The sequence below is a fragment of the Pseudomonas sp. TH15 genome (assembly GCF_016651105.1).
Taxonomy (GTDB): Bacteria; Pseudomonadota; Gammaproteobacteria; order Pseudomonadales; family Pseudomonadaceae; genus Aquipseudomonas.
This window is the reverse complement of the sequence record NZ_JAEKEL010000001.1, coordinates 5,049,478-5,073,826: the sequence shown is the minus strand read 5'-3', so window position 1 is coordinate 5,073,826 and position 24,349 is coordinate 5,049,478. Positions and strand designations below refer to the sequence as shown.

At 58.9% G+C, this 24,349-nt stretch carries 25 protein-coding genes; 13 read left to right on the top strand and 12 right to left on the bottom strand.

Annotated features, from left to right (window positions below; genetic code table 11):
- Window positions 1-2: 2 nt before the first annotated feature.
- Window positions 3-824 carry an aldo/keto reductase gene (locus JFT87_RS22915; RefSeq protein ID WP_201204776.1) on the bottom strand — a complete coding sequence of 274 codons (822 nt, stop codon included), beginning with the start codon at window positions 822-824 and terminating at the stop codon, window positions 3-5.
- A 292-nt stretch (window positions 825-1,116) separates the two neighbouring features.
- Window positions 1,117-2,265 carry an aldose epimerase family protein gene (locus JFT87_RS22910; RefSeq protein WP_201204775.1) on the bottom strand — a complete coding sequence of 383 codons (1,149 nt, stop codon included), beginning with the start codon at window positions 2,263-2,265 and terminating at the stop codon, window positions 1,117-1,119.
- A gap of 274 nt (window positions 2,266-2,539) precedes the next feature.
- Here JFT87_RS22910 and JFT87_RS22905 point away from each other — a divergent pair, with 274 nt between their 5' ends.
- The 4 genes from JFT87_RS22905 (at window position 2,540) to JFT87_RS22890 (ending at window position 6,053) form a co-directional block, all read left to right on the top strand.
- Window positions 2,540-3,277, top strand: a complete 738-nt coding sequence (locus JFT87_RS22905; protein ID WP_201204774.1) for a hypothetical protein — start codon at window positions 2,540-2,542, stop codon at window positions 3,275-3,277.
- A 221-nt stretch (window positions 3,278-3,498) separates the two neighbouring features.
- Window positions 3,499-4,713, top strand: a complete 1,215-nt coding sequence (locus JFT87_RS22900) for an MFS transporter (protein ID WP_201204773.1) — start codon at window positions 3,499-3,501, stop codon at window positions 4,711-4,713.
- 220 nt (window positions 4,714-4,933) lie between these two features.
- Entirely contained in the window at window positions 4,934-5,719 is a 786-nt protein-coding gene (locus JFT87_RS22895; protein WP_201204772.1) for a sulfite exporter TauE/SafE family protein, read from the top strand.
- Window positions 5,720-5,726: 7 nt separating this feature from the next.
- Window positions 5,727-6,053, top strand: a complete 327-nt coding sequence (locus JFT87_RS22890; RefSeq protein WP_201204771.1) for a hypothetical protein — start codon at window positions 5,727-5,729, stop codon at window positions 6,051-6,053.
- Between the two features lie 29 nt (window positions 6,054-6,082).
- Here the strand turns inward: JFT87_RS22890 and JFT87_RS22885 are convergent, their stop codons facing one another.
- Window positions 6,083-6,553 carry a GNAT family N-acetyltransferase gene (locus tag JFT87_RS22885; RefSeq protein ID WP_201204770.1) on the bottom strand — a complete coding sequence of 157 codons (471 nt, stop codon included), beginning with the start codon at window positions 6,551-6,553 and terminating at the stop codon, window positions 6,083-6,085.
- A gap of 208 nt (window positions 6,554-6,761) precedes the next feature.
- Here JFT87_RS22885 and JFT87_RS22880 point away from each other — a divergent pair, with 208 nt between their 5' ends.
- Window positions 6,762-7,325, top strand: a complete 564-nt coding sequence (locus JFT87_RS22880) for a DUF4174 domain-containing protein (protein ID WP_201204769.1) — start codon at window positions 6,762-6,764, stop codon at window positions 7,323-7,325.
- Between the two features lie 1,708 nt (window positions 7,326-9,033).
- Here the strand turns inward: JFT87_RS22880 and ampC are convergent.
- A complete protein-coding gene (ampC, locus tag JFT87_RS22875) occupies window positions 9,034-10,203 on the bottom strand; it encodes a class C beta-lactamase (protein ID WP_201204768.1) in 1,170 nt (389 codons plus the stop codon).
- Between the two features lie 146 nt (window positions 10,204-10,349).
- On the opposite strand from ampC, the gene JFT87_RS22870 reads away from it, so the two are divergent.
- Window positions 10,350-11,222 (top strand): LysR family transcriptional regulator, encoded by an 873-nt coding sequence (locus tag JFT87_RS22870; RefSeq protein ID WP_201204767.1) that lies wholly within the window; start codon window positions 10,350-10,352, stop codon window positions 11,220-11,222.
- 129 nt (window positions 11,223-11,351) lie between these two features.
- Here the strand turns inward: JFT87_RS22870 and gudD are convergent, their stop codons facing one another.
- Together gudD and JFT87_RS22860 are read right to left on the bottom strand one after the other, a co-directional pair.
- A complete protein-coding gene (gene gudD, locus JFT87_RS22865; protein WP_201204766.1) occupies window positions 11,352-12,695 on the bottom strand; it encodes a glucarate dehydratase in 1,344 nt (447 codons plus the stop codon).
- A 36-nt stretch (window positions 12,696-12,731) separates the two neighbouring features.
- Window positions 12,732-14,078, bottom strand: a complete 1,347-nt coding sequence (locus JFT87_RS22860) for an MFS transporter (protein ID WP_201204764.1) — start codon at window positions 14,076-14,078, stop codon at window positions 12,732-12,734.
- Window positions 14,079-14,358: 280 nt separating this feature from the next.
- Here JFT87_RS22860 and JFT87_RS22855 point away from each other — a divergent pair, with 280 nt between their 5' ends.
- A complete protein-coding gene (locus JFT87_RS22855; protein WP_201204762.1) occupies window positions 14,359-15,072 on the top strand; it encodes a FadR/GntR family transcriptional regulator in 714 nt (237 codons plus the stop codon).
- 92 nt (window positions 15,073-15,164) lie between these two features.
- Window positions 15,165-15,395 (top strand): hypothetical protein, encoded by a 231-nt coding sequence (locus JFT87_RS22850; RefSeq protein WP_201204761.1) that lies wholly within the window; start codon window positions 15,165-15,167, stop codon window positions 15,393-15,395.
- Between the two features lie 159 nt (window positions 15,396-15,554).
- Here the strand turns inward: JFT87_RS22850 and JFT87_RS22845 are convergent, their stop codons facing one another.
- Complete coding sequence (locus tag JFT87_RS22845) at window positions 15,555-16,451, bottom strand: DMT family transporter (protein ID WP_201204759.1); 897 nt, start codon at window positions 16,449-16,451, stop codon at window positions 15,555-15,557.
- A gap of 100 nt (window positions 16,452-16,551) precedes the next feature.
- Here JFT87_RS22845 and JFT87_RS22840 point away from each other — a divergent pair, with 100 nt between their 5' ends.
- Complete coding sequence (locus JFT87_RS22840; RefSeq protein ID WP_201204757.1) at window positions 16,552-17,415, top strand: LysR family transcriptional regulator; 864 nt, start codon at window positions 16,552-16,554, stop codon at window positions 17,413-17,415.
- Between the two features lie 92 nt (window positions 17,416-17,507).
- Here the strand turns inward: JFT87_RS22840 and trhP are convergent, their stop codons facing one another.
- On the bottom strand, window positions 17,508-18,845 hold the full coding sequence (trhP, locus tag JFT87_RS22835; RefSeq protein ID WP_201204755.1) for a prephenate-dependent tRNA uridine(34) hydroxylase TrhP: 1,338 nt from the start codon (window positions 18,843-18,845) through the stop codon (window positions 17,508-17,510).
- A 160-nt stretch (window positions 18,846-19,005) separates the two neighbouring features.
- Here trhP and JFT87_RS22830 point away from each other — a divergent pair, with 160 nt between their 5' ends.
- On the top strand, window positions 19,006-20,067 hold the full coding sequence (locus JFT87_RS22830; protein WP_201204753.1) for an AI-2E family transporter: 1,062 nt from the start codon (window positions 19,006-19,008) through the stop codon (window positions 20,065-20,067).
- Here the strand turns inward: JFT87_RS22830 and JFT87_RS22825 are convergent.
- From JFT87_RS22825 to JFT87_RS22815, 3 genes are all read right to left on the bottom strand, one after another.
- Window positions 20,064-20,246, bottom strand: a complete 183-nt coding sequence (locus JFT87_RS22825) for a hypothetical protein (RefSeq protein ID WP_201204751.1) — start codon at window positions 20,244-20,246, stop codon at window positions 20,064-20,066. The two genes, JFT87_RS22830 and JFT87_RS22825, sit on opposite strands and share 4 nt — an antisense overlap.
- Window positions 20,247-20,346: 100 nt before the next feature.
- Window positions 20,347-20,541 (bottom strand): hypothetical protein, encoded by a 195-nt coding sequence (locus JFT87_RS22820; RefSeq protein WP_123409983.1) that lies wholly within the window; start codon window positions 20,539-20,541, stop codon window positions 20,347-20,349.
- Window positions 20,542-20,771: 230 nt separating this feature from the next.
- Window positions 20,772-21,128, bottom strand: coding sequence for a hypothetical protein (locus JFT87_RS22815; RefSeq protein WP_201204749.1), 357 nt, complete (start codon window positions 21,126-21,128; stop codon window positions 20,772-20,774).
- A gap of 247 nt (window positions 21,129-21,375) precedes the next feature.
- Here JFT87_RS22815 and JFT87_RS22810 point away from each other — a divergent pair, with 247 nt between their 5' ends.
- On the top strand, window positions 21,376-22,194 hold the full coding sequence (locus JFT87_RS22810; protein WP_201204747.1) for a shikimate 5-dehydrogenase: 819 nt from the start codon (window positions 21,376-21,378) through the stop codon (window positions 22,192-22,194).
- A gap of 203 nt (window positions 22,195-22,397) precedes the next feature.
- A complete protein-coding gene (locus JFT87_RS22805; RefSeq protein WP_201204743.1) occupies window positions 22,398-22,916 on the top strand; it encodes a cupin domain-containing protein in 519 nt (172 codons plus the stop codon).
- 122 nt (window positions 22,917-23,038) lie between these two features.
- Here JFT87_RS22805 and JFT87_RS22800 read toward each other — a convergent pair whose 3' ends face one another.
- The gene (locus JFT87_RS22800) at window positions 23,039-23,686 is read right to left on the bottom strand and encodes a YceH family protein (protein WP_201204742.1); all 648 of its coding nucleotides are present in this window, start codon (window positions 23,684-23,686) and stop codon (window positions 23,039-23,041) included.
- A 139-nt stretch (window positions 23,687-23,825) separates the two neighbouring features.
- Between JFT87_RS22800 and JFT87_RS22795 the strand changes: the two genes are divergently transcribed.
- Window positions 23,826-24,335, top strand: coding sequence for a DUF1993 domain-containing protein (locus tag JFT87_RS22795; protein ID WP_201197038.1), 510 nt, complete (start codon window positions 23,826-23,828; stop codon window positions 24,333-24,335).
- The last annotated feature ends 14 nt before the right edge of the window (window positions 24,336-24,349 follow it).

Genomic DNA, 24,349 nt, shown 5'->3' with positions numbered 1-24,349 from the left:
GCTCAGACCATGGCCAACCGCTGCTTACGTTGTGGCGCGCGAAACGCTTGGTCCAGCGCCTCCAGATCCGCAGCTTCCAGCTTCAACTGCGCCGCTTGCGCATTGAGCGTCACGTGCTCGGGTCGGACCGCTTTAGGAATCGCAATGACACTGTCCTGACGCAGTATCCATGCCAGCGCTACCTGGGCCGGTGTTACCCCGTGACGGGCGGCCACCTGTTTGAGCGTCGAGTTCACCAGCATATGCCCACCCTGGCCGATCGGACAGTAGGCCATTGTCGGCAGATTGTGTGCCTGGCTCCAGGGCAACAGGTCGAATTCGATGCCGCGCTCTTCCAAGTTGTACAGCACCTGATTGGTGGCGCAGGCCGGTGAGGCCAGTTCGTGCAAGTCGTCGAGGTCGAAATTGGACACGCCCCAGCGACCGATCCTGCCGTCTTCGCGCAGGCGTTCGAAGGCTTCGACGGTTTCCTCCAGTGGGTATTGGCCGCGCCAGTGCAGCAGGTACAAATCGATGTAATCGGTGTTCAAGCGCCGCAGGCTGCGCTCACAGGCCTGGGGAATGCCTTTGCGGCTGGCGTTGTGCGGGTAGACCTTGCTGACCAGAAAGACCTTGTCACGAAGACCTGCGATGGCTTCACCGACCACTTCTTCAGCACCGCCCTCGGCGTACATTTCGGCGCTGTCGATCAGGGTCATGCCCAGTTCGATGCCCTGGCGCAGGGCCGCGACTTCATTACGGTGCGCCGAGCGATCCTCGCCCATGCGCCAAGTGCCCTGGCCGATGACCGGTACGTTGACGCCAGCCAGTTCAAGGGTCCGCATGAAAAACCTCCTTTTTGGAAACGCGATGGATACTTCAGTGGGCAGCAGATTAGCCCATGGGTTCCGTCGTGCTCCAGCAGGCAGGACGCAGTTCTTTGATGGATCTATGTCGCCAGACACTCCGCTATCTCGAGCAGGGGATAGTGGTTGTTCATGAATGCTCGGTTCACCACAGAGCAAATGTGGGAGCGGGCTTGCTCGCGAATGCGGTCGATCATTCAACAGTGATGCCGACTGACACGGCCTCTTCGCGAGCAAGATCAGCTCCTACAGGGATTGCGTCAACCGGGGGTTATTTGGTGGAGAATTTGAACAGTGTGCTCTGGGTATACGTCTTGCCCGGATCCAACCGCGTACTCGGGAAATTCGACTGATTCGGCGAGTCTGGATAATGCTGGGTCTCCAGGGTGAACGCGCCCCAATGCGGATAAACCTTGCCAGCCTTGCCCTTGACCGTGCCGTCGAGGAAGTTGCTGGTGTAGAACTGCACGCCCGGCTCGGTGGTGTAGAGCTGCAAGCGGCGGCCGGAGGCCGGGTCGAGGACATCGGCAGCGAGTTGACCTACGTCACCCTCGGCATCCAGAGCCCAGTTGAAATCAAAACCACCTTGTTTTGGCTCGGCAAACTTCAACTGCGGATGATCAGCCTTGATATTTTTGCCGATGGCCGTCGGTTGAGTGAAGTCCATGGGCGTGCCGCTGACCGCCAGCAGTTCGCCGGTGGGGATCAGTTTGTCGTTGACCGGGGTGTAATGGTCGGCGTGCAACGTGACGAGTTGTTTGAGCACATCGCCATTGCCCGCGCCGGCCAGGTTGAAATAACTGTGGTTGGTCAGGTTCAGCACGGTGGGTTTGTCGGTGCTGGCCTTGTACTCAATGCGCAGTTCGTTCTTCTCGGTGAGGCTGTAAGTCACCTCGGTTTTCATGTTGCCGGGAAAGCCCATTTCACCGTCCTTCGACAGATACGTCAGGGTGACGCCCACCGAATCATCGGTTTTGCTCGGTTCAGCCTTCCAGACGTGTTTGTCGAAACCTTGAGTGCCTCCGTGCAAGGAGTTCGGGCCGTCATTTTTCGGCACTTGATAGTGTTGGCCGTCCAGTTCAAAAGCACCATTGGCCAGGCGATTGCCATAGCGGCCAATGGTCGCGCCGAAATACGCGGTGCCAGCCTGATAACCCTGGACGTTATCGAAACCCAGGACGATGTCTTCGGCCTTGCCGTTTCTGTCCGGCACTTTCAGCGATTGCAACGTGGCGCCGTAGGTAATGACCGTGGCTTGCAGACCATGGCTGTTGCGCAAGATGTATTGCTCGACGGGGGTGCCGTCATTGGTCTTGCCGAAAGCTTTGTGCTCGCTGGACAGGCCGGTGGCGTAGGTGGGTAGAGTGGCGATCATTAGGGACAGTCCAAGGGCGGAAAGCAGAAAGCGGGGTTGAAGCATGGCTGAGCTTCCTTTTTGTTGTTTTCAGTGGGTATTCAAATCTGACAGTCAGTTGTGAGGAATGGCTCACTAGTCATACTAAAGGATGTGTTGATCTGGATTTATAGCTGATAAGGCAACTATTTCAATTGTAAAGTCTGACTAAACTGTTGGTGCTCATGACCATAGATCGCCCGGATGCCGTCGACACTGCACTTTTCTGAATTAACCGGCTCTATCCATGGCCAGGCTGCGGCGACTTCCGCCGCGCAGGAATGTGTCAGCCCAATCACCCATGGTTCGAGTCTTACCCCACCTGAAAACCCGAATTCGCCTGTTGGCGTGTCTGTCGATGCTCCTCGCCAGCGGTTGCAGCCAGCAGCAGGGCAGTGATGTCATCAACCAGTTCCGTGAAGGCAAACCACAGGAATTTCTCCAGACCAGCGTTGATCGCATGGCCACGTTGTCGATGCACGACAACCTGCAAAGCCTCTATCTGCTGATGAGCAAACTCTATCTGCGTAACCCCGAAGAGCTGAAGAAATCCGGCTTCCTCGATGCCCGCACGGCTGAAAAACAGGTGCGCATGGCCATCGAACAGCAAGAGCCATTGCCGACCCTGGGCGGCAAAAAAGACCTGGCGGCGTTGAGCTACGCGATGAGCCCGGAGTTTCTGGGTGACCGGGTCGGCGCTTTCATCTATGCCATCGGCAGCATGCTGGTCACCGCCCACGGCAATCGGCTGGAGTTCTACATGACCGACGCGATCAACCCGGTCTTCGTCAGCAACGCCGCGCGCAACATCGAGAAAGCCACGTGGATCCTGAGCCAACGGCAAAACAAGCATGGCGAACCGTTGCTGTTCTCCAACGAAATCTCGGAGGAGGGCAGCAACCTGAGTTTCGCCGTGGAATTCGGCAAGATCGTCGCGCGCCTGGACCTGCTGACCCAGCTGCTGGACGAGCGTTATCGGCGCATCGGTTTGAATTATGCGCAGAGTCTGTTGTTTTTGAATTTCTTGCCGGTGCAGTGAGTTCGCGGGGGTGATGACGGTCAACGCACCACAAGAGTTTGTGGTGCGCAGAGATCCAGTGTGGGAGCGAGCCTGCTCGCGAAAGCGGTATTTCAGGCGCTGAAGTATTGACTGATCCAGCGCATTCGCGAGCAGGCTCGCTCCCACATTGATCAAATAGCCAATGCGGTTTTTGTATACAATCCGTCACCGCTATTGATCAAAATGGAGCAGCCCCCGTCATGACCGACCCCGCAAGCGCCGATTTCAACTGCGTCGACCGCACCGCCCGTGCGGACAAACTGCCCTACGCCGCGTTGCTGGCGTTCGCCATGACCGGTTTTATCGCCATCCTCACCGAAACCCTGCCGGCCGGCCTGCTGCCACAAATCGGCGCGGGCCTCAATGTCAGCGAGGTGCTGGCCGGCCAACTCGTGACGCTCTATGCCCTCGGCTCGCTGGTGGCCGCTATTCCGTTGACGGTAGCCACCCGTGGCTGGCGCCGTCGGCCGGTGCTGCTGATGACCGTTGGCGGGTTTCTGGTGTTCAACACCATCACCACGCTGTCGACCCATTACGGTGTGACGTTGGTCTCGCGGTTTCTGGCCGGGATGGCGGCGGGGTTGTCCTGGGGAATCATGGCCGGGTATGCGCGGCGGCTGGTACCCACGCATTTGCAGGGCAGGGCCCTGGCGATCGCGATGCTCGGTACACCGATTGCGCTGTCCTTGGGCACCCCGGCGGGCACCTGGCTCGGCAACCTGATCGGTTGGCGTGCCTCGTTCGGCATCATGTCGGCGCTGGCGCTGGGGCTGGCGGCGTGGATTGTGCTGGTTGTGCCGGACAAACCCGGCCAGACCGACACCCAGCGCTTGCCCCTGGCCGAGGTGTTCCGCATGCCGGGAGTACGGCCGGTGCTATTCGTCGTGCTGACGTGGATGCTCGGGCACAACATTCTTTACACCTATATCGCGCCGTTCCTGGTGCAGTCCGGGCTGGGCGAGCGGGTGGACCTGGTGCTGCTGGTGTTCGGCATCAGTTCGCTGGCGGGGATCTGGATCACTGGCGTACTGGTAGACCGCTGGTTGCGCAAACTGACGTTGATCAGCCTGGCGGTGTTTGCGTTGACGGCGCTGGTGTTGGCCGTGGCCATGTCGTCGCCGTGGGTGGTCTGTGCCTGCGTGGCGGTGTGGGGGCTGTCGTTTGGCGGCTCGGCCACGCAGTTGCTGACAGCGGCGGCAGACTCGGCGGGTGAACACGTCGACGTGGTGCAAGCCATGCTCACCACCTCCTGGAACGTCGCCATCGCCGGGGGCGGCCTGTTTGGTGGCCTGCTGCTGGACCGCGTCGGGGTCATTTCATTTCCATGGGCACTGCTGGTCCTGTCGCTGATTGCCTTCGCCACGGTGTGGATCAATCGCCACCACAGCTTCAAGCCAGGACGGCGGGTGCACTGACAACCCAATCCATGTAGGAGCGAAGCTTGCTCGCGAAGGCGGACCATCATTCAACCTCTGTATCGACTGACACGGCCTTCGCGAGCAAGCTTCGCTCCTACAGGATTGATGTGTTTTCTGGGTTTTAGACATAACGATAGACCGCATCGATATAAGTAGTTATAAGAAAAATCGCTATGCTGCGGACCAGTTTTTTCATGCGTTTTTTGTGGGCGTGTTAATGGATTTCGGTAATTTCGGATTAGTCGTTGCAGGCTTGGTGGTTGGCTTTATCGTCGGGATGACCGGCGTGGGCGGCGGTTCGCTGATGACGCCGATCCTGTTGTGGTTCGGCGTCAACCCGGCCACCGCGGTAGGCACGGACTTGCTGTACGCGGCCATCACCAAATCCAGCGGCGTGCTGGTGCACCGCAAGAACAAGAACATCGATTGGGCAATCACCGGTTGGCTGACCCTCGGCAGCGTGCCAGCGGTGGCCATGACCCTGTGGTTTCTGAGCAGCCTGCACACCGCGCCCGAGGCGATGAACGCCATCATCAAGCAAGCCCTGGGCTTCGTGCTGTTTGCCACAGCCCTGGCGATTTTCTTCAAAAAACGCCTGCTCGACTTCGCTCACAAACGCGCCGGTGGCAACTACAACCCCAGCGGCACGCGCCTGAACGTGCTGACGGTCATCACTGGCCTGATCCTCGGAACGATGGTTGCCCTGACCTCCATCGGTGCCGGCGCCTTGGGCACCGTGGCGCTGTTCATCCTTTATCCGCTGCTGCCGACCCGCCGCCTGGTCGGCACGGAAATCGCCCACGCCGTGCCCCTGACGCTGGTCGCTGGCCTTGGCCATGCGAGCATGGGCAATATGGATTGGCATGTGCTGGGTTTCCTGCTGGTCGGTTCGCTTCCCGGGATCTGGCTGGGCAGCCACCTGACCGGCCGCATTTCCGACGAACTGCTGCGCCCGTGCCTGGCGACGATGCTGGTGTTGATCGGCTATAAATTGGCGTTTTGATCAAGCCATGAGTGAAACCACTTTGCATTGCGACGGCCGCATCGCCATTACCGTTGAACCACGCGAAATGCGCATGAGCCATTGGCTGTATGCGCCGCTTGTGGTTGATCAGCAGCGTCAGCAGGTGTTGCTGGACTTGAGTGAGAGTCTTTGGGATCTGATCGGTACTGCCGACGAGACGGCCAATAGCCTCGAACTGCTGCTGCGCAAATATCCGGGTGATCGGCCGTCGGTGATGCTGAGTGTTGATCTCGACAGCGGCGAACTCAAGCTGGGCGAGCAGCGAATCGAACCTTCGCAGCTGCTCTCAGCCCTCGATTCAACCCTGAACTGAGCCGGCGCCCCTGTGGTGAGGGGACCTCCTTATGCCGGCGACCGTGTGGTGTACTTCATCACCGTTACCGGCAAATCTTCGTACACCACATCCTCAATGACCTCCCAGCCCAGCCGCGCATACAACGACTGCGCCGCGTCGGTGTACAGATACAACTGCGGCACACCCAGCGCTGCAGCCTCTTCGACTATGCGCTTGACCAGTTGCGACGCGACCCCGCGCCCGCGCTGTTCAGTCTTCACATACACCCCGGCCAGCCACGGCGTCAGCTCGGGACGGGTTTTCATGTCGCTGTCGATCAGCAGGGCGCCACCGAGCAACGTACCTTTTTCAATCGCCACCACCACGCTTGGAATCGCGCCCTTGCCACAGGCCGCGCGCATGCGTTCGGTACGCGCCTCAAGGGTGTCGCCCGGACGAAACTCACCCCATTCCTTGAAGTTGAGTTCGGCCAGTTCTTCAATCAATTCGGGGTGATCGCACAGGTATTCAATCTGCATGGGGGGAACTCCATTCCGTCGTCAGAACTGCCACCCTAATGCGGTCATAAAAGGTAATCAAATCCGCGTTGTTATCGCGCTGGATATGTTGCGCAATGCCGGCCCTGACCTAAGCTTTGGTCAACGCGAAACATATTCGTGGATCGTCACCCGGAACGATCGCCGCGATGCGCAATCATTAGAGCGTGGATATCAAAAGGAGATGCGCATGCTCATCAGGTCATTGACCCTGGCTACTCTGCTGGCATTCGCCGGCCCCCTGTTCGCCGCCGACAGCGACTCACCCCTGGCTGCGGATGTGGGCAGGGCCCGACCGCTAATCGTAATCGCACCCAGTACCGTCGACCCGGTCTGGGTGAGCCTGAAAAAGTCGTTGGAGGATCCGGCCAACAAACAGGGGATCGCCCAGCGCAATATCAAGGTCTACACCATCCTCAACATGTCCGGCCAACTCGACGGCAAGGACATGGGCCAGCAAGACACCATGGCGCTGCTGCGCTCGCTGAAACTCGGCGCCGGGGCTTATCCGAAAGTATTCCTGGTGGGCAAGGACGGCGAGACCAAACTCTCGGCATCGGGTGATGAGGCGAAAGCGCTCGACCTGAAGAAAATCTTCGACACCATCGACGCCATGCCAATGGCCGAGAAGGAAGCCGCCGCCGCTGCCCAGGCACCGGTCGCTGCTGCGCCAGAACCGGCAAAAGGTACCAAAGGTGCCAAGCCAACCAAACCCGCCAAACCAAGCAAGCCGCCGGAAATGCCGGACGATTGAGCGCATGGCCTGAATCAAAAAATGGGCGACCTCAACAGGTCGCCCATTTTTTATTGTGAGTAGAGAACCTTGTGGTGAGGGGATTTATCCCCGTTGGGCGGCGCAGCGGCCCCAAATCCGAGCGCCCGGGTTTGCCTGACCCACCGTATCGAATGGCTTTGGGGCCGCTTCGCCGCCCAGCGGGGATAAATCCCCTCGCCACAGGTTTTAGGTCATTCAGTGAGGGCGCTGAATATTTCGATGTCATCGGCTGGCGGTTGCACGCGCAGCTTTAAACGCTGAAACGAAATGGGCGACCTCAACAGGTCGCCCATTTTTTATTGTGAGTAGAGAACCTTGTGGTGAGGGGATTTATCCCCGTTGGGCTGCGAAGCGGCCCCAAATCCGAGCGCCCGGGTTTGCCTGACCCACCGCATCGAATGGCTTTGGGGCCGCTTCGCCGCCCAGCGGGGATAAATCCCCTGGCCACAGGTTTTATGTCATTCAGTGAGGGCGTTGAATATTTCGATGTCATCGGCTGGCGGTTGCACGCGCAGCTTTAAACGCTGTAACGAAATGGGCGACCTCAAGAGGTCGCCCATTTTTTATTGTGAGTAGAGAACCCTGTGGTGAGGGGATTTATCCCCGTCGGGCTGCGCAGCGGCCCCAAATCCGAGCGACCGGGTTTGCCTGACCCACCGCATCGAATGGCTTTGGGGCCGCTTCGCCGCCCAGCGGGGATAAATCCCCTCGCCACAGGTTTTATGTCATTCAGTCAGGGCGCTGAAGGTTTCGATGTCATCGGCTGGCGGTTGCACGCGCAGCTTTAAACGCTGAAACGAAATGGGCGACCTCAAGAGATCGCCCATTTTTTATTGTGAGTAGAGAACCTTGTGGCGAGGGGATTTATCCCCGTTGGGCTGCGCAGCGGCCTCAAATCCGAGCGACCGGTTTTGCCTGACCCACCGCATCGAATGGCTTTGGGGCCGCTTCGCAGCCCAGCGGGGATAAATCCCCTCGCCACAGGTTTAGGTCATTCAGTGAGGGCGTTGAATATTTCGATGTCATCGGCTGGCGGTTGCACGCGCAGCTTTAAACGCTGAAACGAAATGGGCGACCTCAAGAGATCGCCCATTTTTTATTGTGAGTAGAGAATCCTGTGGTGAGGGGATTTATCCCCGTTGGGCTGCGAAGCGGCCCCGAATCCGAGCGACCGGGTTTGCCTGACCCGCCGCATCGAATGGCTTTGGGGCCGCTTCGCCGCCCAGCGGGGATAAATCCCTCGCCACAGGTTTTAGGTCATTCAGTGAGGGCGCTGAAGATTTCGATGTCATCGGCTGGCGGTTGCACGCGCAGCTTTAAACGCTGAAACGAAATGGGCGACCTCAAGAGATCGCCCACTTTTTATTGTGAGTAGAGAATCCTGTGGTGAGGGGATAAATCCCCTCGCCACAGGTTTTAGGTCATTCAGTGAGGGCGCTGAATATTTCGATGTCATCGGCTGGCGGTTGCACGCGCAGCTTTAAACGCTGAAACGAAATGGGCGACCTCAACAGGTCGCCCATTTTTTATTGTGAGTAGAGAACCTTGTGGTGAGGGGATTTATCCCCGTTGGGCTGCGAAGCGGCCCCGAATCCGAGCGACCGGGTTTGCCTGACCCGCCGCATCGAATGGCTTTGGGGCCGCTTCGCCGCCCAGCGGGGATAAATCCCCTCGCCACAGGTTTATGTCATTCAGTGAGGGCGCTGAATATTTCGTGGGCAATTTTCACCCGTTGCGCATTCGGGAAGTTTTTGTTGGCCAGGATCACGATACCAATGTCTTTGGCGGGCACGAACGCAACATAAGTACCGAAGCCACCGGTAGAGCCGGTTTTGTTGATCAATACACTGCCTGGCTCAGGCTGCGGCGGGTTCAGCCATTGGACTTTATGCGCTTCCATGGCCATCGGCGTCGAGTTACCGGCCAGCAATTTATCGAGGGTGATCGGGTAGGTGTAGCGTTCCCAACCCAAGCCCTGAGTCATGTCACCAACCGTGTAGTAACCGGTATGAGTCGCTGCAATGGCTTTCTGCATTGGCGCTTCAAGTCCCGAAGGTTTCAGGTTCGCCTCAACAAACCGAATCATGTCCGCCGCACTGGTTTTCACACCGTATGCTTCAGAGTCCAGCGCCCCCGGGCTGACGCGCACAGGCTTGTCGTTCTTGTCATAGCCCTGAGCGTAAATCTCCATCTGATCTTGCGGCACTTTGAGGTAGGTGTGCTTCAACCCGAGTTTCGGCAACAGCGTCTTCTCCATCACCTCATCAAAAGGCTGGCCCAGGCTTTGCGCGGCCAGATACCCGAACAGCCCGATGCTGGGGTTCGAATATTGACGATGGGTGCCGGCGGCATACACCGGTTTCCACTGTTTGAAGTAGCCGAGCATTTTATCTGCGTGATCGAACGCATCAGGGAACTGCAACGGCAATCCACCGGCGGTGTAAGTACCCAGTTGCAACACGCTGACGTTATCGAACGCACTGCCGCGCAACGCCGGCAAGACCTGGCTGGCCTTATCGGTAACGGACAGTTTGCCGGTGGCCTGGGCGTAGCCGCCGAGAGTGGCGGTGAAGGTTTTGCTTACCGAGCCGATTTCGAACAGGGTGTTTTCGGTGACCGCTTGGGCGTTTTCTTTGTTGGCGACGCCGTAGTTAAAGTAATGCGGCTTGCCATCGATGGTCACTGCCACGGCCATGCCGGGAACGCCTTGGGCTTGCATGATGGGGCGAATGGCGGCGTCGACCGCGCTTTGAATCTGCTGGTCTGTCTGACCTTGCGCCAAGCACGGGCCAGCGCTGAGTAATGCTGCGCAAGCCCCGAAAATAGTCAGTCTGGTCATGGTGATTGTGTCCGTCATTGGTTCTATTCCATGCGAATTGGTTCGGCTAAGCGGTAGACTGCCCGCCACCGGCCGGTGAACGGCGAGGCAAATTTATGCAGTGCGCCGCTGATCGACAACCGATGATATTTCGCACGAGCCATTAGAAAAATTTGGGAGTGGCCATGATTCGTCCGCAATTACCATTGAACTCTCTGCGCGCCTTCGAGGCCTCGGCGCGGCATTTGAGCTTCACCCGGGCGGCGGTGGAGTTGTGCGTCACGCAAGCGGCGGTGAGTCATCAGGTCAAAAGCCTTGAGGCCCAGCTTAACGTAACCCTGTTCAAACGCTTGCCCCGTGGCCTTATGCTGACCAGCGAGGGCGAAACCCTGCTGCCGGTGCTGCGCGAATCCTTCGACCGAATTGCCGAAACACTGGAGCGACTTGAGGGCGGACATTACCGGGAAGTGCTGACGGTGGGTGCCGTGGGGACGTTCGCAGTGGGTTGGCTGTTGCCGCGTCTGACCGACTTCCAGGCGAAACATCCGTTCATAGATTTACGCCTGTCGACCAACAATAACCGGGTGGATGTGGCCGCTGAAGGGCTGGATTACGCGATTCGTTTTGGCGCCGGGGCGTGGCATGGAATTGAAGCGGTGCGGCTGATCGAGGCGCCGCTGTCGGTGTTGTGCGTTCCCGAGATCGCCCGGCAACTGGCATCACCCGTCGACTTGTTGCAGCAGACGTTGTTGCGTTCGTATCGCACGGATGAATGGCCGGACTGGTTTCAGGCGTCGGGCCTCTCGACCCACGCTGCGCCGCCACAAAGCATTATCTTCGACTCATCGCTGGCGATGATGGAGGCGGCGCTGCAAGGTGCGGGTGTGGCGTTGGCGCCGCCGTTGATGTTCGCTCGGCAATTGGCGGCGGGGGCGATTTGCCAGCCGTTTGCCGTCGAGATCACCACTGGCAGTTATTGGCTGACACGGTTGCAGTCGCGCCCGGAAACAGCGGCGATGCTTGCGTTCAAAAACTGGCTGCTGCAAATCTCTGGTTAATGCAAAACCCCTGTGGGAGCGAGCCTGCTCGCGAAAACGGTGTGTCAGTCGACAAAAATGTTGGCCGTCATACCGCATTCGCGAGCAGGCTCGCTCCCACAGGGGAAAGTGGTGGATTGGAGATCAGGTTCAGCGCACCAAACACGGCCGTTTGTTATCAAACTTCCAGCCCGGAATCAGAAACTGCATCGCCACGCTGTCATCCCGCGCGCCCAGGCCCATGCCTTTATACAACTCATGCGCCTTGGCCAGTTGATCCAAATCCAGTTCCACACCGAGCCCCGGCTTCTTCGGCACTTGCACACAGCCACCGACAATTTGCAGCGGCGCTTTGGTCAGACGCTGGCCGTCCTGCCAGATCCAGTGTGTATCGATGGCGGTGATTTCACCCGGCGCAGCCGCCGCAACGTGGGTGAACATGGCCAGGGAAATGTCGAAATGGTTGTTGGAATGCGAGCCCCAGGTCAGGCCCCATTCATGGCACATCTGCGCCACCCGAACCGAGCCCTGCATGGTCCAGAAGTGCGGGTCAGCCAGCGGAATATCCACCGATTGCAATTGAATCGCGTGACCCATCTCCCGCCAGTCAGTGGCGATCATATTGGTCGCGGTTTTCAGCCCCGTGGCGCGGCGAAATTCAGCCATGACTTCACGGCCCGAGTAACCGTTCTCCGCCCCGCACGGATCTTCGGCGTACGCCAAGACGTGATGCTGATCGCGGCACAAGCGGATCGCTTCTTTCAGTGACCACGCGCCATTCGGGTCAAGGGTGATGCGCGCATCAGGGAAGCGTTCGGCCAAGGCGGTGACCGCTTCGATTTCTTCATCGCCGCTGAGCACGCCGCCCTTGAGTTTGAAGTCCTTGAAACCGTATTTCGCCTGCGCCGCTTCAGCCAGACGCACCACGGCTTCGGCAGTCATGGCTTTTTCGTGACGCAGGCGGAACCATTCATTGTCGGCGTCCGGCTCGCTGCGGTAGGCGAGGTCGGTTTCGCGCTGATCACCGACGTAAAACAGATAGCCGAGCATTTTCACTTCATCACGCTGCTGGCCTTCGCCGAGCAGCGCCGCGACCGGCACGTCCAGATGCTGGCCGAGCAAGTCGAGCAGGGCGGCCTCCAGGCCAGTGACGGCGTGAATGGTGATGCGCAGGTCGAAGGTTTGCAGGCCGCGGCCGCCGGCATCGCGATCGGCGAAGGTCTGGCGCACCTGATTGAGGATCTTCTGGTAGGTGCCGATGGGGCTGCCGACCACCAGCGAGCGCGCATCTTCCAGGGTCTGGCGAATGCGTTCGCCGCCCGGCACTTCACCGACGCCGGTGTGCCCGGCGTTGTCGGTGAGGATCACGATGTTGCGGGTGAAAAACGGACCGTGAGCACCGCTCAGGTTGAGCAGCATGCCGTCGTGGCCCGCCACCGGAACCACTTGCATGCTGGTGATGATCGGCGCTTTTGCAGTGTCTTGTGCGTTCATTGTTATGTCCTTGTGAGTCGTCTGCGAAAACGCCAGTCAGGCGTGTTTCGGCGCGGCGTCGGCCACGGCGATTTCAGCGGCGGGTTTCGGTGTGTTGCGGGCGGCGAAGACAATGATTGCGGCGATGATCGAAGTCGCCGCCAAACCGTAGAGCCCGCCCTGAATCGAACCGGTGTGTTCTTCCAACAGACCGAACGTGGTCGGCGCGACGAAGCCGCCAAGGTTGCCCACCGAGTTGATCAGCGCGATCACGCCGGCAGCGATCCGCGCATCCAGGTACGCCTGGGGAATCGGCCAGAACAGCGACGACGCCGATTTGAAACCCAGCGCCGCGAAGCAGATCGCCACAAAGGCAAAGATCGGTCCGCCGGTGGTGGACATGAACATCCCGGCCGCAGCAATCAGCAGCGCAGCGGCGACCCAGGCTTGCTGGTGTTTCCATTTGGCCGAAAACGCGGCGAAGGCGTACATGCCGACAATCGACAGCAACCACGGGATCGAATTGAACAACCCGACCTGGATGTCGCTGAGGTCGCCCATCTTCTTGATGATGCTCGGCAGCCAGAAGGTCGCGGCATAAATGGTCAACTGAATGAAGAAGTAGATCAGGCAGAAGAGGATGATCTGACGGTCCTTGAGCAGTTTGCCCAGGGACGGTTTGATCGGCGTCGCGGCTTCGCGAGCGAGTTGTTCGTCGTCGATTGCCTTGACCAGCGCGTCCTGTTCGTCGCGGCTCAGCCATTTGGCGTCGTGGGGTTTGGAGTCAAGCCAGAACCAGACGAACACGCACAGTCCAACCGAGAACATGCCTTCAATGAAGTACATCCACTGCCAACCGTGCAGGCCGAAACCATTGAGTTGCAGCAACATCCCGGACAGCGGGCCGGAGATCAGCGACGCAACCGCCGAGCCGCTAAGGAAGATCGCAATCGCCTTACCGCGTTCAAGCCCAGGCAACCAGCGGGTGAAGTAATAAATCACCCCGGGAAAGAACCCGGCTTCGGCAACACCGAGCAGAAAACGCAGGATGTAGAAGTGGGTTTCGTTCTGGATGAACGCCATGCCGGCGGCAACCAGGCCCCAGGTCAGCATGATCCGGGTCAGCCAGATGCGCGCGCCGACTTTTTGCAGAAGCATGTTGGAGGGGACTTCGAACAGCGCGTAACCAATGAAGAACAGGCCGGCACCGAGGCCGTAGGCGGCAGCGCCGATGCCCAGATCCTGCTCCATGTGGGCGCGGACGAAGCCAATGTTTACGCGGTCAATGTAGTTGACGATAAACATGATCACGAACAGCGGCAGGACGTGGCGTTTGACTTTCGAGATGGCGGATTTCAGGACTGAATCGGCGCCGTCGTTTATCGCGGATGCGGATGTACTCACTTGCTTTTCTCCCACTGATTATTTTTATGCGGGGTATTGCTGGGCGTTTTGTGTTGATAGACATCATACAACTAGGTTTTTTGATCCCGCAAGCGCTGATATCCAACGAAATGGCGCTTTATAGGCAATTTGTTATTCTTTTAGATGTTTGTTCTGGCTGTTTCGAGGGGTTGAAGCGCTGATTGTTGAGTGTTGTCATACAAGTTGAGTGTTGTTTTCATGAGATTCCGGGCGAGCCCGGTGCTACGATCCGGATAGCCCCGCTTTTCGGATGATCGCCATGCAAGAAGACCTCGACGCACCTGCCCGCAAGCGCAGCCACAACCTGGCTCATGACCTGGTGGCCAAGCTGACCCAAAGCATCCTGCTCGGCCAGATGCTGCCGGGAGACAAGCTGCCGTCGGAGAACACGATTGTTCAGGAGCACGGGGTCAGCCGCACGGTGGTGCGTGAGGCGATTTCGAAGCTGCAGGCATCGGGGTTGGTGGAGACCCGTCACGGCATCGGCACCTTCGTGATCGAGCGCGCAGCGGAGCAGGGGCTGCGACTGAACGTCGACACCGCGCTGGGGGTGCGCAGCATTCTGGAATTGCGCATGGGCCTGGAAACCCAGGCTGCCGCGCTAGCTGCGATTCGCCGTACCGATCAGCAATTGGCGCAGATGCGTGAAGCGTTGGATGACTATCAAAGCCTGCTCGCCAACAACGACAGTTGCGTTGAAGCGGACAAGCGCTTTCACCTGCTGATCGCCGAAGCGACCGGCAATGTGTGCTTCACCGAAATCATGCAGCAACTGGGCAGCGCGATGATTCCCCGGACGCGGGTCAACGCGACCGAGCGCGGTTCGACGGATTTGAGCAAGCTCGGGCAACTGGCCAATCAAGAACACGAAGCAATCCTCAACGCCATCAAACGCCAGGACCCGGACGCAGCGCGGGCGGCGATGTGGCTGCACCTGACCAACAGCCGCGACCGGTTTTCCGCGCAGAGCTGATCGCCGTTGGTCTGTTCGATAGCACGCCGCACACAGGGCAGCTTCCAAGGTTTACGGCCCGGGTATTCCGGACCTCCTTGGTGAGGTGCGTCATGGCTAACGATTTGCTGTTTCAGGGTGGTGTTCTGCCGACCGATCCGACCCGGCCAATGCCCGGCACCGACGAGCCGACACTGGCGGATCACGATGCGCCGCCGGGTATGGCACCGGGGCGCGATCCGTTGAGCGATGCCGACCGGCCGGAAGACTGGAAGGAACCGCCAGCGGCCGATGACGTACCGCCAGCGGATGAGCCGACGCCATTGTCGGATGATCGGCGCTGATCGAAGTCTGGTCTGATTGATCTGCTGTCGTTCAGGGCCTCATCGCGAGCAGGCTCACACCTGCAATGTGCTGGGGTGTACACCAAATATGGGTACACCCAGCCATTGCCGGCGTGAACCTGCTCGCGATAGCTGCTTCAGGTTCAACACCTTCTCAGATCACACCCCAACTGCCCGAACCCCGCCAACCCGCCGCTCCAGATTCAACGCCAACACACTGGTCAACACCACCAGCGCGCCGACGATAACTATCATCGCCGGCCGCTCACCCAGCGCAACCGAGGCAATCGCCATCGCTGTCGGCGGCACCAGGTACAACGTCATCGCCGCACGACTCAAATCCACATGGGCCAGCACAAACGCCCAAGCCAGGTACGCCAAGGCACTCGGAAACACGCCCAACCCAATCACCGCTATCTGCACTTTAACCGGCGCTCGCACTACCTGATCCGCCAGCCCTGGCAGATAAACCAACAACAACGCGGTCCCGCACCAGACCGTGTAGCAAGTCAGGGTCAAACCGTCATAACGCCCGGTGTGATGCTTCTGCAGCGCAAAGTAAAAACTCCACGACACCGCCGCCAGCAGGATCAGCAAGCCGTGGGCATCAATGCCGCCGAGGCCTTTATCGCCGGCCATCACAATCACCACGCCGATCAACCCCAGCAACACACAGCCCCAGCGCCAGACACTGACGTGATCCTTGAACACGAAGCGCGCCAGCAGCGTGCTGAACAATGGACTCGATTGCGCCAGCACACTCGAAGCGCCGGCACTGACGCCTTGCTGGCCGATGTTCAACGCAACGTGATGCAGGCTGACAGCGAAGAATCCCAACGCAAACAGCAGTGGCACATCGCGCCACTGTGGCAAGCGAACACCTTTGAACGCCGCGATCACCGCCATCAGCAACGACGCCAGCAGAAACCGCAACAACGCCAGATGCCCGGGCTCGTAGGCTTGCAGGCCGAGATGAATACCGGTCGGCGAATACGCCCAGCAGCCGACGACAAATGCCATGGCCAAAAGGATTTTCAGAGGAGTAGGGGGCGACATGATCGGGCACCGGAAGGTTTGGTGGGTCGAGTATCCGATCGGCCAATCATTCGCCACAACTGACTTATACTGCGCTGAATGTTCACTCAGAGTGATGGATATGGAGCTGGCGCAAATCCGTATGTTCAAGACCGTGGCCGAACTTGGCAGCATTGCCCGAGCGGCAGAAAAATTGTTCTGCGTGCCGTCGAACATCACCGCGCGCATCAAGGCGTTGGAGGCTGAGCTTGGCGTTGCGCTGTTTCTGCGCGAGGGGCGCGGGTTGCGCATCAGTCCTGCGGGGCAGACGTTTCTGGCCTATGCGGAAAAAATTCTCGCGCTGACCGCTGAAGCCAAACGCGCCGTCGATCCATCGGCGGAGCCGTCCGGTCCGCTGCGCATAGGCGCCATCGAGTCCTCGGCGACCGGGCGATTACCGCGATTGTTGGCGAAGTTTCACAAGCGCTTTCCGCAGGTGGCGCTGGAACTCACCACCGGCACCTGGGGCCAGTTACTCGACGACACGCTCAGCCATCGACTCGACGGCGCGATTGTGGCAGTGGACGTCGAGCGCTCTCAGCTCAAACGCACGCCGATGTATCGCGAAGAGCTGCTGCTGATCGCCTCAACGTCGTTCGGGCCGGTGCGCGGCATCGATGATCTGCAAGACAAAACCGTATTCATGTGGCCGCAGGGTTGTCCCTATCGGGCGGCGCTGGAGCAGTGGTTATTGCGTCAGGGCCAGGCACTGCCAATTGTCAGTCTTGCCAGTTACGGGGCGATTGTCGGTTGCGTCAGTGCCGGTGCCGGCGTGGCGTTGGTACCCAAGGGTGTGTTTGATCAATATGCCAAAGGCGCCGGCTGCGTGGGCTATGAGTTCCCCGAGCTGACGGCCATCGACAACCTGTTTTACTGGCACGAAAATGCCGGGGTACACCCGGCACGCGAGGCGTTCGTGGCGATGCTGCGCGAAGAGTTCACCTGACCCCGACACACCCCAGCTCCTTCGGCTGGCACAGGTGCCGCGGTCGACGGCCGACGCCGACGCCGGAGCAGGTGTCGGATGGGGCAGCGTCGTTATTGAGTGCCCACATCGCGCATCAACAACCCAAACCGCAAATCCACCGCATCCGGAATCGGCACATACACCGTGTGCCCATCCCCCGGCGCCACTTCAATCGGCTCGCCTTTGATGTTCTGCAACTGATGCAAATCAAAGTGGAAGTTGCCCTTGGGCGTCATCAGTTCCATATGATCGCCCAGGCCAAAGCGGTTCTTCACCTTCACTTCGGCCAGGCGATCGTGCCGTTCGCCGGTCAATTCCCCGACAAACTGCTGTCGCTCCGACACCGAGCTGCCGTTCTGGTAGTTCTGATACTCATCATGCACATGCCGACGCAGGAACCCTTCGGTGTAGCCGCGCTGGGCCAGGGACTCCAGATCAGTCATCAGATTGCGATTGAAGGCGCGACCGGCCACCGCATCATCAATGGCCTGGCGATACACCTGAGTGGTGCGGGCGCAATAGAAGTGGGATTTGGTCCGGCCTTCGATCTTCAGTGAATGCACGCCCATTTGCGTCAAACGCTCGACATGCTGCACGGCGCGCAGGTCTTTGGCGTTCATGATGTAGGTGCCGTGTTCGTCCTCGAAGGCTGGCATCAACTCGTCTGGACGATTGGCTTCTTGCAACAGGAACACCTGATCGGTCGGTGCGCCGATGCCTAAAGTCGGCTCAGGCTGGAACTGTTGAACAATCTCGCCGAGCTGATTCTCCGTGGCCGCCTGTGCCGAGTACTTCCAGCGGCAAGCGTTGGTGCAACTGCCCTGGTTGGCGTCGCGCTTGTTCATGTAGCCCGAGAGCAGGCAGCGTCCGGAATAGGCCATGCACAACGCGCCGTGAACGAACACTTCCAGTTCCATGGCCGGTACTTGCTGGCGAATTTCGGCGATTTCCTCCAGGGACAGTTCCCGCGACAGGATGATCCGGCTCAAGCCCTGTTGCTGCCAGAACTCGACGCTCGCCCAATTCACCGTGTTGGCCTGCACCGACAAATGGATTGGCATCTGCGGGAAGTGCCGGCGTACCAGCATGATCAGGCCCGGGTCGGACATGATCAGCGCGTCCGGCGCCATGGCAATCACCGGAGTCAGGTCTTTCAAGAACGTTTTGAGCTTGGCGTTGTGCGGCGCGATGTTGACCACCACGTAGAAACGCTTGTTCTGGGCTTGCGCCTCTTTGATGCCGAGGGCCAGGTTGGCGTGGTCGAATTCGTTATTGCGCACCCGCAAGCTGTAGCGCGTCTGCCCGGCGTACACCGCATCGGCGCCGTAGGCGAAGGCATAACGCATGTTTTTCAGAGTGCCGGCGGGGGCGAGTAGCTCTGGGATTGAGAGTGGTGTGGCAAGGGGCATGGCGGTATCGATCGCAAAGCAGCCGAGGATAGAGGGCTTGCCCTCAGGGATCATTGATCTGGATCTATGCTTGATGAACAAACGGATGGCACTCATGCGAACCGTGGCGGACTAAGCATCAAGGAGCGCCTGCTCCGTTGCGGATTGACATGGATCGGACATGAAAGAAACCACGCTACAAAACAGGGCGCTGCTTGTGTTGCTGGTCGTCGTGACCCTGGCCTTTATCTGGATTCTGTTGCCGTTTTACGGTGCGGTGTTCTGGGCGGTCATCCTCGGCATCGTCTTCGCGCCGATGCAGCGGCGGCTGCAATTGAAGTTCGGCTGGCAGCGCAACCTGACGTCGCTGTGCACCCTGAGTATTTGTCTGGTGATCGCGATTTTGCCGGTGATCATCCTCAGTGTCCTGCTGGTTCAGGAAGGCGCGTCGCTGTACAACCGCATCGAAAGCGGCGAGCTGGACATCGCCGGGTATGTGTCGCAGTTCAAGCATGGCTTGCCGCCGTATTTCCAGCATTTGCTTGATCGGTCCGGCGTAGGTGAGTTGAAGGGGGTGCAGGACAAAATCGTCAAGGGCGCGATGCAAGGCAGTCAATTCTTTGCCACGCAGGTTTTCAGTGTTGGTCAGGGGACGTTCGAGTTCATCGTCAGCTTTTTCATCATGCTGTACCTGTTGTTCTTCTTTCTGCGGGACGGCGCCGAGCTGGCGCGCAAAGTCCGCACCGCCGTGCCGTTACAGGAACACCAGAAACGCCGTTTGCAGCTTAAATTCAATCGCGTGGTGCGGGCCACCGTCAAAGGCAATTTGTTGGTCGCGATCACGCAGGGTGCGTTGGGCGGCTTGATTTTCTGGTTTTTGGATATCCCCAGTGTGCTGCTCTGGGCGGTGTTGATGGCGTTTCTGTCGCTGTTGCCAGCGGTGGGGGCGGGGATTGTCTGGGCGCCGGTGGCGGTGTACTTCCTGCTCAGCGGGGCGATCTGGCAGGGCGTGGTGCTGGGGTTGTTCGGGGTATTTGTGATTGGCCTGGTGGACAATCTGCTGCGGCCGATCCTGGTGGGCAAAGACACCCGGATGCCCGACTACATGATCCTGATCTCGACCTTGGGCGGTATGGCCGTGTTCGGTCTGAACGGTTTTGTAATCGGGCCGTTGATCGCCGCGCTGTTTATGTCGAGCTGGGCGATCTATGTCGAAAGCAAGCCGCAGGTTCAGCTGCCTTAGGCGATGAGCCGGACGATGCCGATGCGTTGCGACAGGGCCTGGGCGGCGGGAAGCGAGGTGAGCGGACCGCTGATCGGTTCGCCGTCGCGCATCACATACCAACAGGCGAGCAGTCCTAGCTCTCTGAGCGATGCGGGAACGGCGCTGCCGATAACGGACATGATCTGAACCTGGGACATAAGTACCTCCATCGATCTATGGAGCCACCTTACGGACCGCGCGGTTCAACGGACAATCAACGTTCTTGATAGTGGTCATTGATGCCAGCGAGTGTGGCGGTCAATCGACTACCAGATCGAGCATATGAACCACTTCCTGCTCGTTGAGCAGGCCTTTGCGCACCAGGTTTTCGGCCAGCAGCGAGAGAAACTTGGCGCTGCGATGGCCTTCCAGGTGCTTGAGTTCGGTCAGTGCGTTGTACACCTTGCTGGAGGTACACAAGCCGACATTGCGGTGCGGGTTTTGCGTTGGCATGAGGTCGTCCTTGTTTTTATCAACCTGTTGTTTACGGACGGATTCAGATTGCGGTTCCGTCATGACAAATAGATGACCGTTTAATGTTTTGCCGCCAACGGTCAAGGCCATCATGCCGACTTTAGCTGCACAAACTGTCCCGACAACGACCTTGGCGAGATTTTTTCAGACCTGGGCCGACCAACGGTCATAAAAAAGCCCCGCTATAAAAGCGGGGCTTGTTGTTCAGATTACCAGCGTGGGCCGCCGTAATAGTGTGGTCGACCATAGTAGCCACGCGGCGGGCCGTAATACACCGGGGCCGGTTGGACGTACACCGGTTGTTGCACATACACCGGCGCTGGCTGGTAGTAGACCGGTGGCGGCGGTTGTTGCACATAAACCGGTGGTGGTGCGGCATACACGGGCGCCTGTTGCACATAGACAGGGCGGTCCTGGTTGATAAGCGCCGAACCGATAATGGCCGAGCCGACGATCGCGCCAAACACCGCAGGGCCTTGCCAATAGTTGCCGCCATGGGCTTCTGCTTGCCCTGCGACAGCTAATGCACCGATCAGCAAAGCTAAGACAGGAAGTTTACGGATCATGATAATTCCTCGTTGTTCGACCCGGCGCTTGAATCTGCAAATAGACCCAAGGATTATCGCGGGGATACTTCTAAGACAGCGACTTTTTGAAAATCAGCACAGCCACTAGGTAAAGTTTGTGTAAGGCTCTGTACCGACGTCTTTACAGCCCCGCAATACCGGGGTGTAGACACCTCGCTATGATCGAACAGAACGGGTGCAATGGCTAATCCCGTCTATCTGAAAGTGCATTAAAAGGAGAAGTTTCATGCAGATGAACCCCAACAAAGACACCCAGCTGTGCATGTCTCTGTCAGCACGCCCCGGGAACTTTGGCCTGCGATTCCACAATCATCTGTACGAACAACTGGGGCTGAATTTTTACTACAAGGCCTTCAGCAGCCAGGACCTTAGCGGCGCTGTGGGTGGCATTCGTGCCTTGGGCATTCGCGGTTGCGGCGTGTCGATGCCGTTCAAGGAAGCCTGCATCGCGCTGGTCGATGAGCTGGACGCCTCGGCCGCGGCCATTCAATCGATCAACACCATCGTCAATACCGACGGCCACCTCAAGGCCTACAACACCGATTACATCGCCATCGCCCAGTTGCTGGAAACCCATCAAGTGCCCAAAGAGTCGACCTTTGCCCTGCGCGGCAGTGGCGGCATGGCGAAGGCTGTGGCCAGTGCCTTGCGTGATGGCGGCTATAGAAACGGCGTGATCATTGCGCGCAACGAGCGCGCTGGCCGGGCGTTGGCGGACTCTCTGGGCTATCGCTGGCAGGCAGAGCTGGGCGATGAGCGGCCACAGATGTTGATCAACGTCACACCGGTTGGCATGGACGGTGGGCCGGAGGCGGGGCAGCTGGCGTTTGAGCCTGAAGTGATCAAAGCCGCCGAGACGGTGTTTGATGTGGTGGCAATTCCGTCGGAGACGCCGTTGATCGTGCGCGGGCGTGCCGAGGGGAAAAAGGTCATTACCGGGCTTGAGGTCATCGCGATCCAGGCGCTGGAGCAGTTTGTGCTGTACACCGGCGTGCGTCCGAATGAGCAGCAGTTTGCGGCGGCGGTGGCGTTTGCCCGTAGCTGATGATGTGTTGAGTTGACTGGCCTCATCGCTGGCAAGCCTGCTCCCACAGGTACCAAGTGGGAGCAGGAGTCTTTGGGGCCGCCCGAAACTCTGTGGGAGCTGGCTTGCCAGCGATGAATTCACCTCGGTTTCACCTGCTGCCTATACTGCCTCACCAGCAAGCACAGACTTGCCCTCCACAAAAACCGTGTCCGAGGTTCAGCATGCATCCGCCCATCCTCAATCTGCATCAGGTCGAACTCCAGCCACTGCCCGAAGCCCTGTCTCCCGAAGGCGAAACCGCCGCACGTTATCAGCAACGTTCGGCTCGGATCGGCCAGCAGCTCGGTGCGCAAAAACTGGGTTACCGTTTATATGCGCTGCCGCCCGGCATGCGTGGCAGCCCGTTCCACAGTCATCGGGTCAATGAAGAAATGTTCTACGTGGTGGCTGGCGAGGGTGAAGTGCGTCTGGGTGCGGAGCGTTTTCCGATCCGCGCCGGTGATGTGATTGCCTGCCCGGCGGGCGGCCCGGAAATGGCGCATCAGATCATCAATACCAGCGCGGGCGAGCTGCGTTATCTGGCGGTCAGCACTCAGCAGCAACCGGACATTTGCGAATACCCGGATTCGAACAAGTACGCGGTGATGGATAACTTCAAAGTTGATGCTGAGGGCCATGTATCAGGCTTTGTCGCCGTCGCGCGGCAGGCGGATGGTGTCGATTACTGGGACGGCGAATAACGTGCGGGTCCCTGTGGGAGCTAGCCTGCTGGCGATGACATTGGCACATTAAGAGGATGTGTCGCTGAAAGACCGCTATCGCGAGCAAGCTCGCTCCCACATTTTTTGACGATGTGTGCCGGTTATTCGAGGCGCGCCAAGCGCTCTTCCAGCGCCGCTATCCGCGCTTCAAGCTCTTCGATCCGCTCAACCGACACGCCGCCACCGGCACCACGTTCCACTGGGTTCTGCCTTGCCGCGAGAATCACCTCAATATCCGCCGGGTCGCCCAGTGCATGCATATAACGGTCTTCACGCTGACCGGCCTGACGCGGAATCAGCAACGCCAGACCCCGGGCAATCAAACGCTCGAGCTGATGCACCACCTGTTCCGCATCTTCGAATTCATGCATGCGACCGCTGCGGGTCAGCAGTTCATTGACCGTTTGCGGGCCGCGCAGAAACAACAGCCCGGTCAGAATCACCTGGGCTGGCACCAGTTCCAGCGCCTTGTCCACCTTGTGTTCCCAACGGTCGGCACGGCTGCCCATTACCAATTTGGTGAAGCCGCGGCCTTCCAGGGCGCGCAGGCTCTGGCCGACCTGGCCTTGGGTGAGGTTCATCACCGGTTCGCGGCTGGTTTTCTGGTTGCAGGCGATGACCAGGGCATTGAGGGTCAGCGGATAGGTTTCCGGGCTGGTGGCCTGCTTCTCGATCAACGAGCCCAGGATGCGGATTTCCGTGCTGTTGAGGCGCGGTTCGTCGAAGGTCGTTTCTTGCTCAGTGCTCATCGCGCTTTTCCCTTTGCTGTCAAAGCGTGCAGTCGAAGCCGCCTAGCGTAATCCTTGCTGGATAAAAGACAAGCCGCAGGGCGCTCGGGCATGGCTATAATCGGCGCATGTTTCAACCCCGCCACAACACGAGACTGCCATGACCATTTCCCTGTACGCCGCTTCCGTCCCGGTTTTCAAACAAATGCTCAACGCCCTGAGCGACGTTCTGAACAAGGCCGAAGCCCACGCTACCGCCAAGAACATCGACCCGAACGCTTTCCTGCAAGCCCGTCTGTACCCGGACATGTTCCCGCTGGTGCGTCAGGTGCAGATCGCCGTAGATTTCGCCAAGGGCGTTTCCGCGCGTCTGGCTGAAGTCGAGCTTCCGAAGTACGACGACACCGAAACAACCTTCGCCGAACTGCAAGCGCTGATCGCCAAGGTTCTGGCCTTCATCGGCGAGTTCAAGCCTGAGCAGATCGATGGCAAGGAAGGGATCGAGATCATCACCCGTCAAGGCACGCCGAAAGAGAAGCGCTTCACTGGCCAGGCTTACCTGCTGACCTACGGCCTGCCGCAGTTCTTCTTCCACGTCACCACCACCTACGCACTGCTGCGTCACAACGGTGTTGAAGTGGGCAAGCGTGATTACATGGGCGCGTTCTAAACCACCCGGCTACA

Excerpts from the sequence above, each read along its gene's own strand:
- JFT87_RS22845 (WP_201204759.1), bottom strand. The coding sequence starts at position 16,451 with ATGTCGCCCCCTACTCCTCTGAAAATCCTTTTGGCCATGGCATTTGTC.
- JFT87_RS22855 (WP_201204762.1), top strand. The coding sequence starts at position 14,359 with ATGCAAGAAGACCTCGACGCACCTGCCCGCAAGCGCAGCCACAACCTG.
- ampC (WP_201204768.1), bottom strand. The coding sequence starts at position 10,203 with ATGACGGACACAATCACCATGACCAGACTGACTATTTTCGGGGCTTGC.
- JFT87_RS22850 (WP_201204761.1), top strand. The coding sequence starts at position 15,165 with ATGGCTAACGATTTGCTGTTTCAGGGTGGTGTTCTGCCGACCGATCCG.
- JFT87_RS22915 (WP_201204776.1), bottom strand. The coding sequence starts at position 824 with ATGCGGACCCTTGAACTGGCTGGCGTCAACGTACCGGTCATCGGCCAG.
- JFT87_RS22800 (WP_201204742.1), bottom strand. The coding sequence starts at position 23,686 with ATGAGCACTGAGCAAGAAACGACCTTCGACGAACCGCGCCTCAACAGC.
- JFT87_RS22795 (WP_201197038.1), top strand. The coding sequence starts at position 23,826 with ATGACCATTTCCCTGTACGCCGCTTCCGTCCCGGTTTTCAAACAAATG.
- JFT87_RS22815 (WP_201204749.1), bottom strand. The coding sequence starts at position 21,128 with ATGATCCGTAAACTTCCTGTCTTAGCTTTGCTGATCGGTGCATTAGCT.
- JFT87_RS22890 (WP_201204771.1), top strand. The coding sequence starts at position 5,727 with ATGAGTGAAACCACTTTGCATTGCGACGGCCGCATCGCCATTACCGTT.
- JFT87_RS22820 (WP_123409983.1), bottom strand. The coding sequence starts at position 20,541 with ATGCCAACGCAAAACCCGCACCGCAATGTCGGCTTGTGTACCTCCAGC.
- JFT87_RS22895 (WP_201204772.1), top strand. The coding sequence starts at position 4,934 with ATGGATTTCGGTAATTTCGGATTAGTCGTTGCAGGCTTGGTGGTTGGC.
- JFT87_RS22840 (WP_201204757.1), top strand. The coding sequence starts at position 16,552 with ATGGAGCTGGCGCAAATCCGTATGTTCAAGACCGTGGCCGAACTTGGC.
- gudD (WP_201204766.1), bottom strand. The coding sequence starts at position 12,695 with ATGAACGCACAAGACACTGCAAAAGCGCCGATCATCACCAGCATGCAA.
- JFT87_RS22825 (WP_201204751.1), bottom strand. The coding sequence starts at position 20,246 with ATGTCCCAGGTTCAGATCATGTCCGTTATCGGCAGCGCCGTTCCCGCA.
- JFT87_RS22900 (WP_201204773.1), top strand. The coding sequence starts at position 3,499 with ATGACCGACCCCGCAAGCGCCGATTTCAACTGCGTCGACCGCACCGCC.
- JFT87_RS22910 (WP_201204775.1), bottom strand. The coding sequence starts at position 2,265 with ATGCTTCAACCCCGCTTTCTGCTTTCCGCCCTTGGACTGTCCCTAATG.
- JFT87_RS22870 (WP_201204767.1), top strand. The coding sequence starts at position 10,350 with ATGATTCGTCCGCAATTACCATTGAACTCTCTGCGCGCCTTCGAGGCC.
- JFT87_RS22805 (WP_201204743.1), top strand. The coding sequence starts at position 22,398 with ATGCATCCGCCCATCCTCAATCTGCATCAGGTCGAACTCCAGCCACTG.
- JFT87_RS22885 (WP_201204770.1), bottom strand. The coding sequence starts at position 6,553 with ATGCAGATTGAATACCTGTGCGATCACCCCGAATTGATTGAAGAACTG.
- trhP (WP_201204755.1), bottom strand. The coding sequence starts at position 18,845 with ATGCCCCTTGCCACACCACTCTCAATCCCAGAGCTACTCGCCCCCGCC.
- JFT87_RS22880 (WP_201204769.1), top strand. The coding sequence starts at position 6,762 with ATGCTCATCAGGTCATTGACCCTGGCTACTCTGCTGGCATTCGCCGGC.
- JFT87_RS22810 (WP_201204747.1), top strand. The coding sequence starts at position 21,376 with ATGCAGATGAACCCCAACAAAGACACCCAGCTGTGCATGTCTCTGTCA.
- JFT87_RS22830 (WP_201204753.1), top strand. The coding sequence starts at position 19,006 with ATGAAAGAAACCACGCTACAAAACAGGGCGCTGCTTGTGTTGCTGGTC.
- JFT87_RS22905 (WP_201204774.1), top strand. The coding sequence starts at position 2,540 with ATGGTTCGAGTCTTACCCCACCTGAAAACCCGAATTCGCCTGTTGGCG.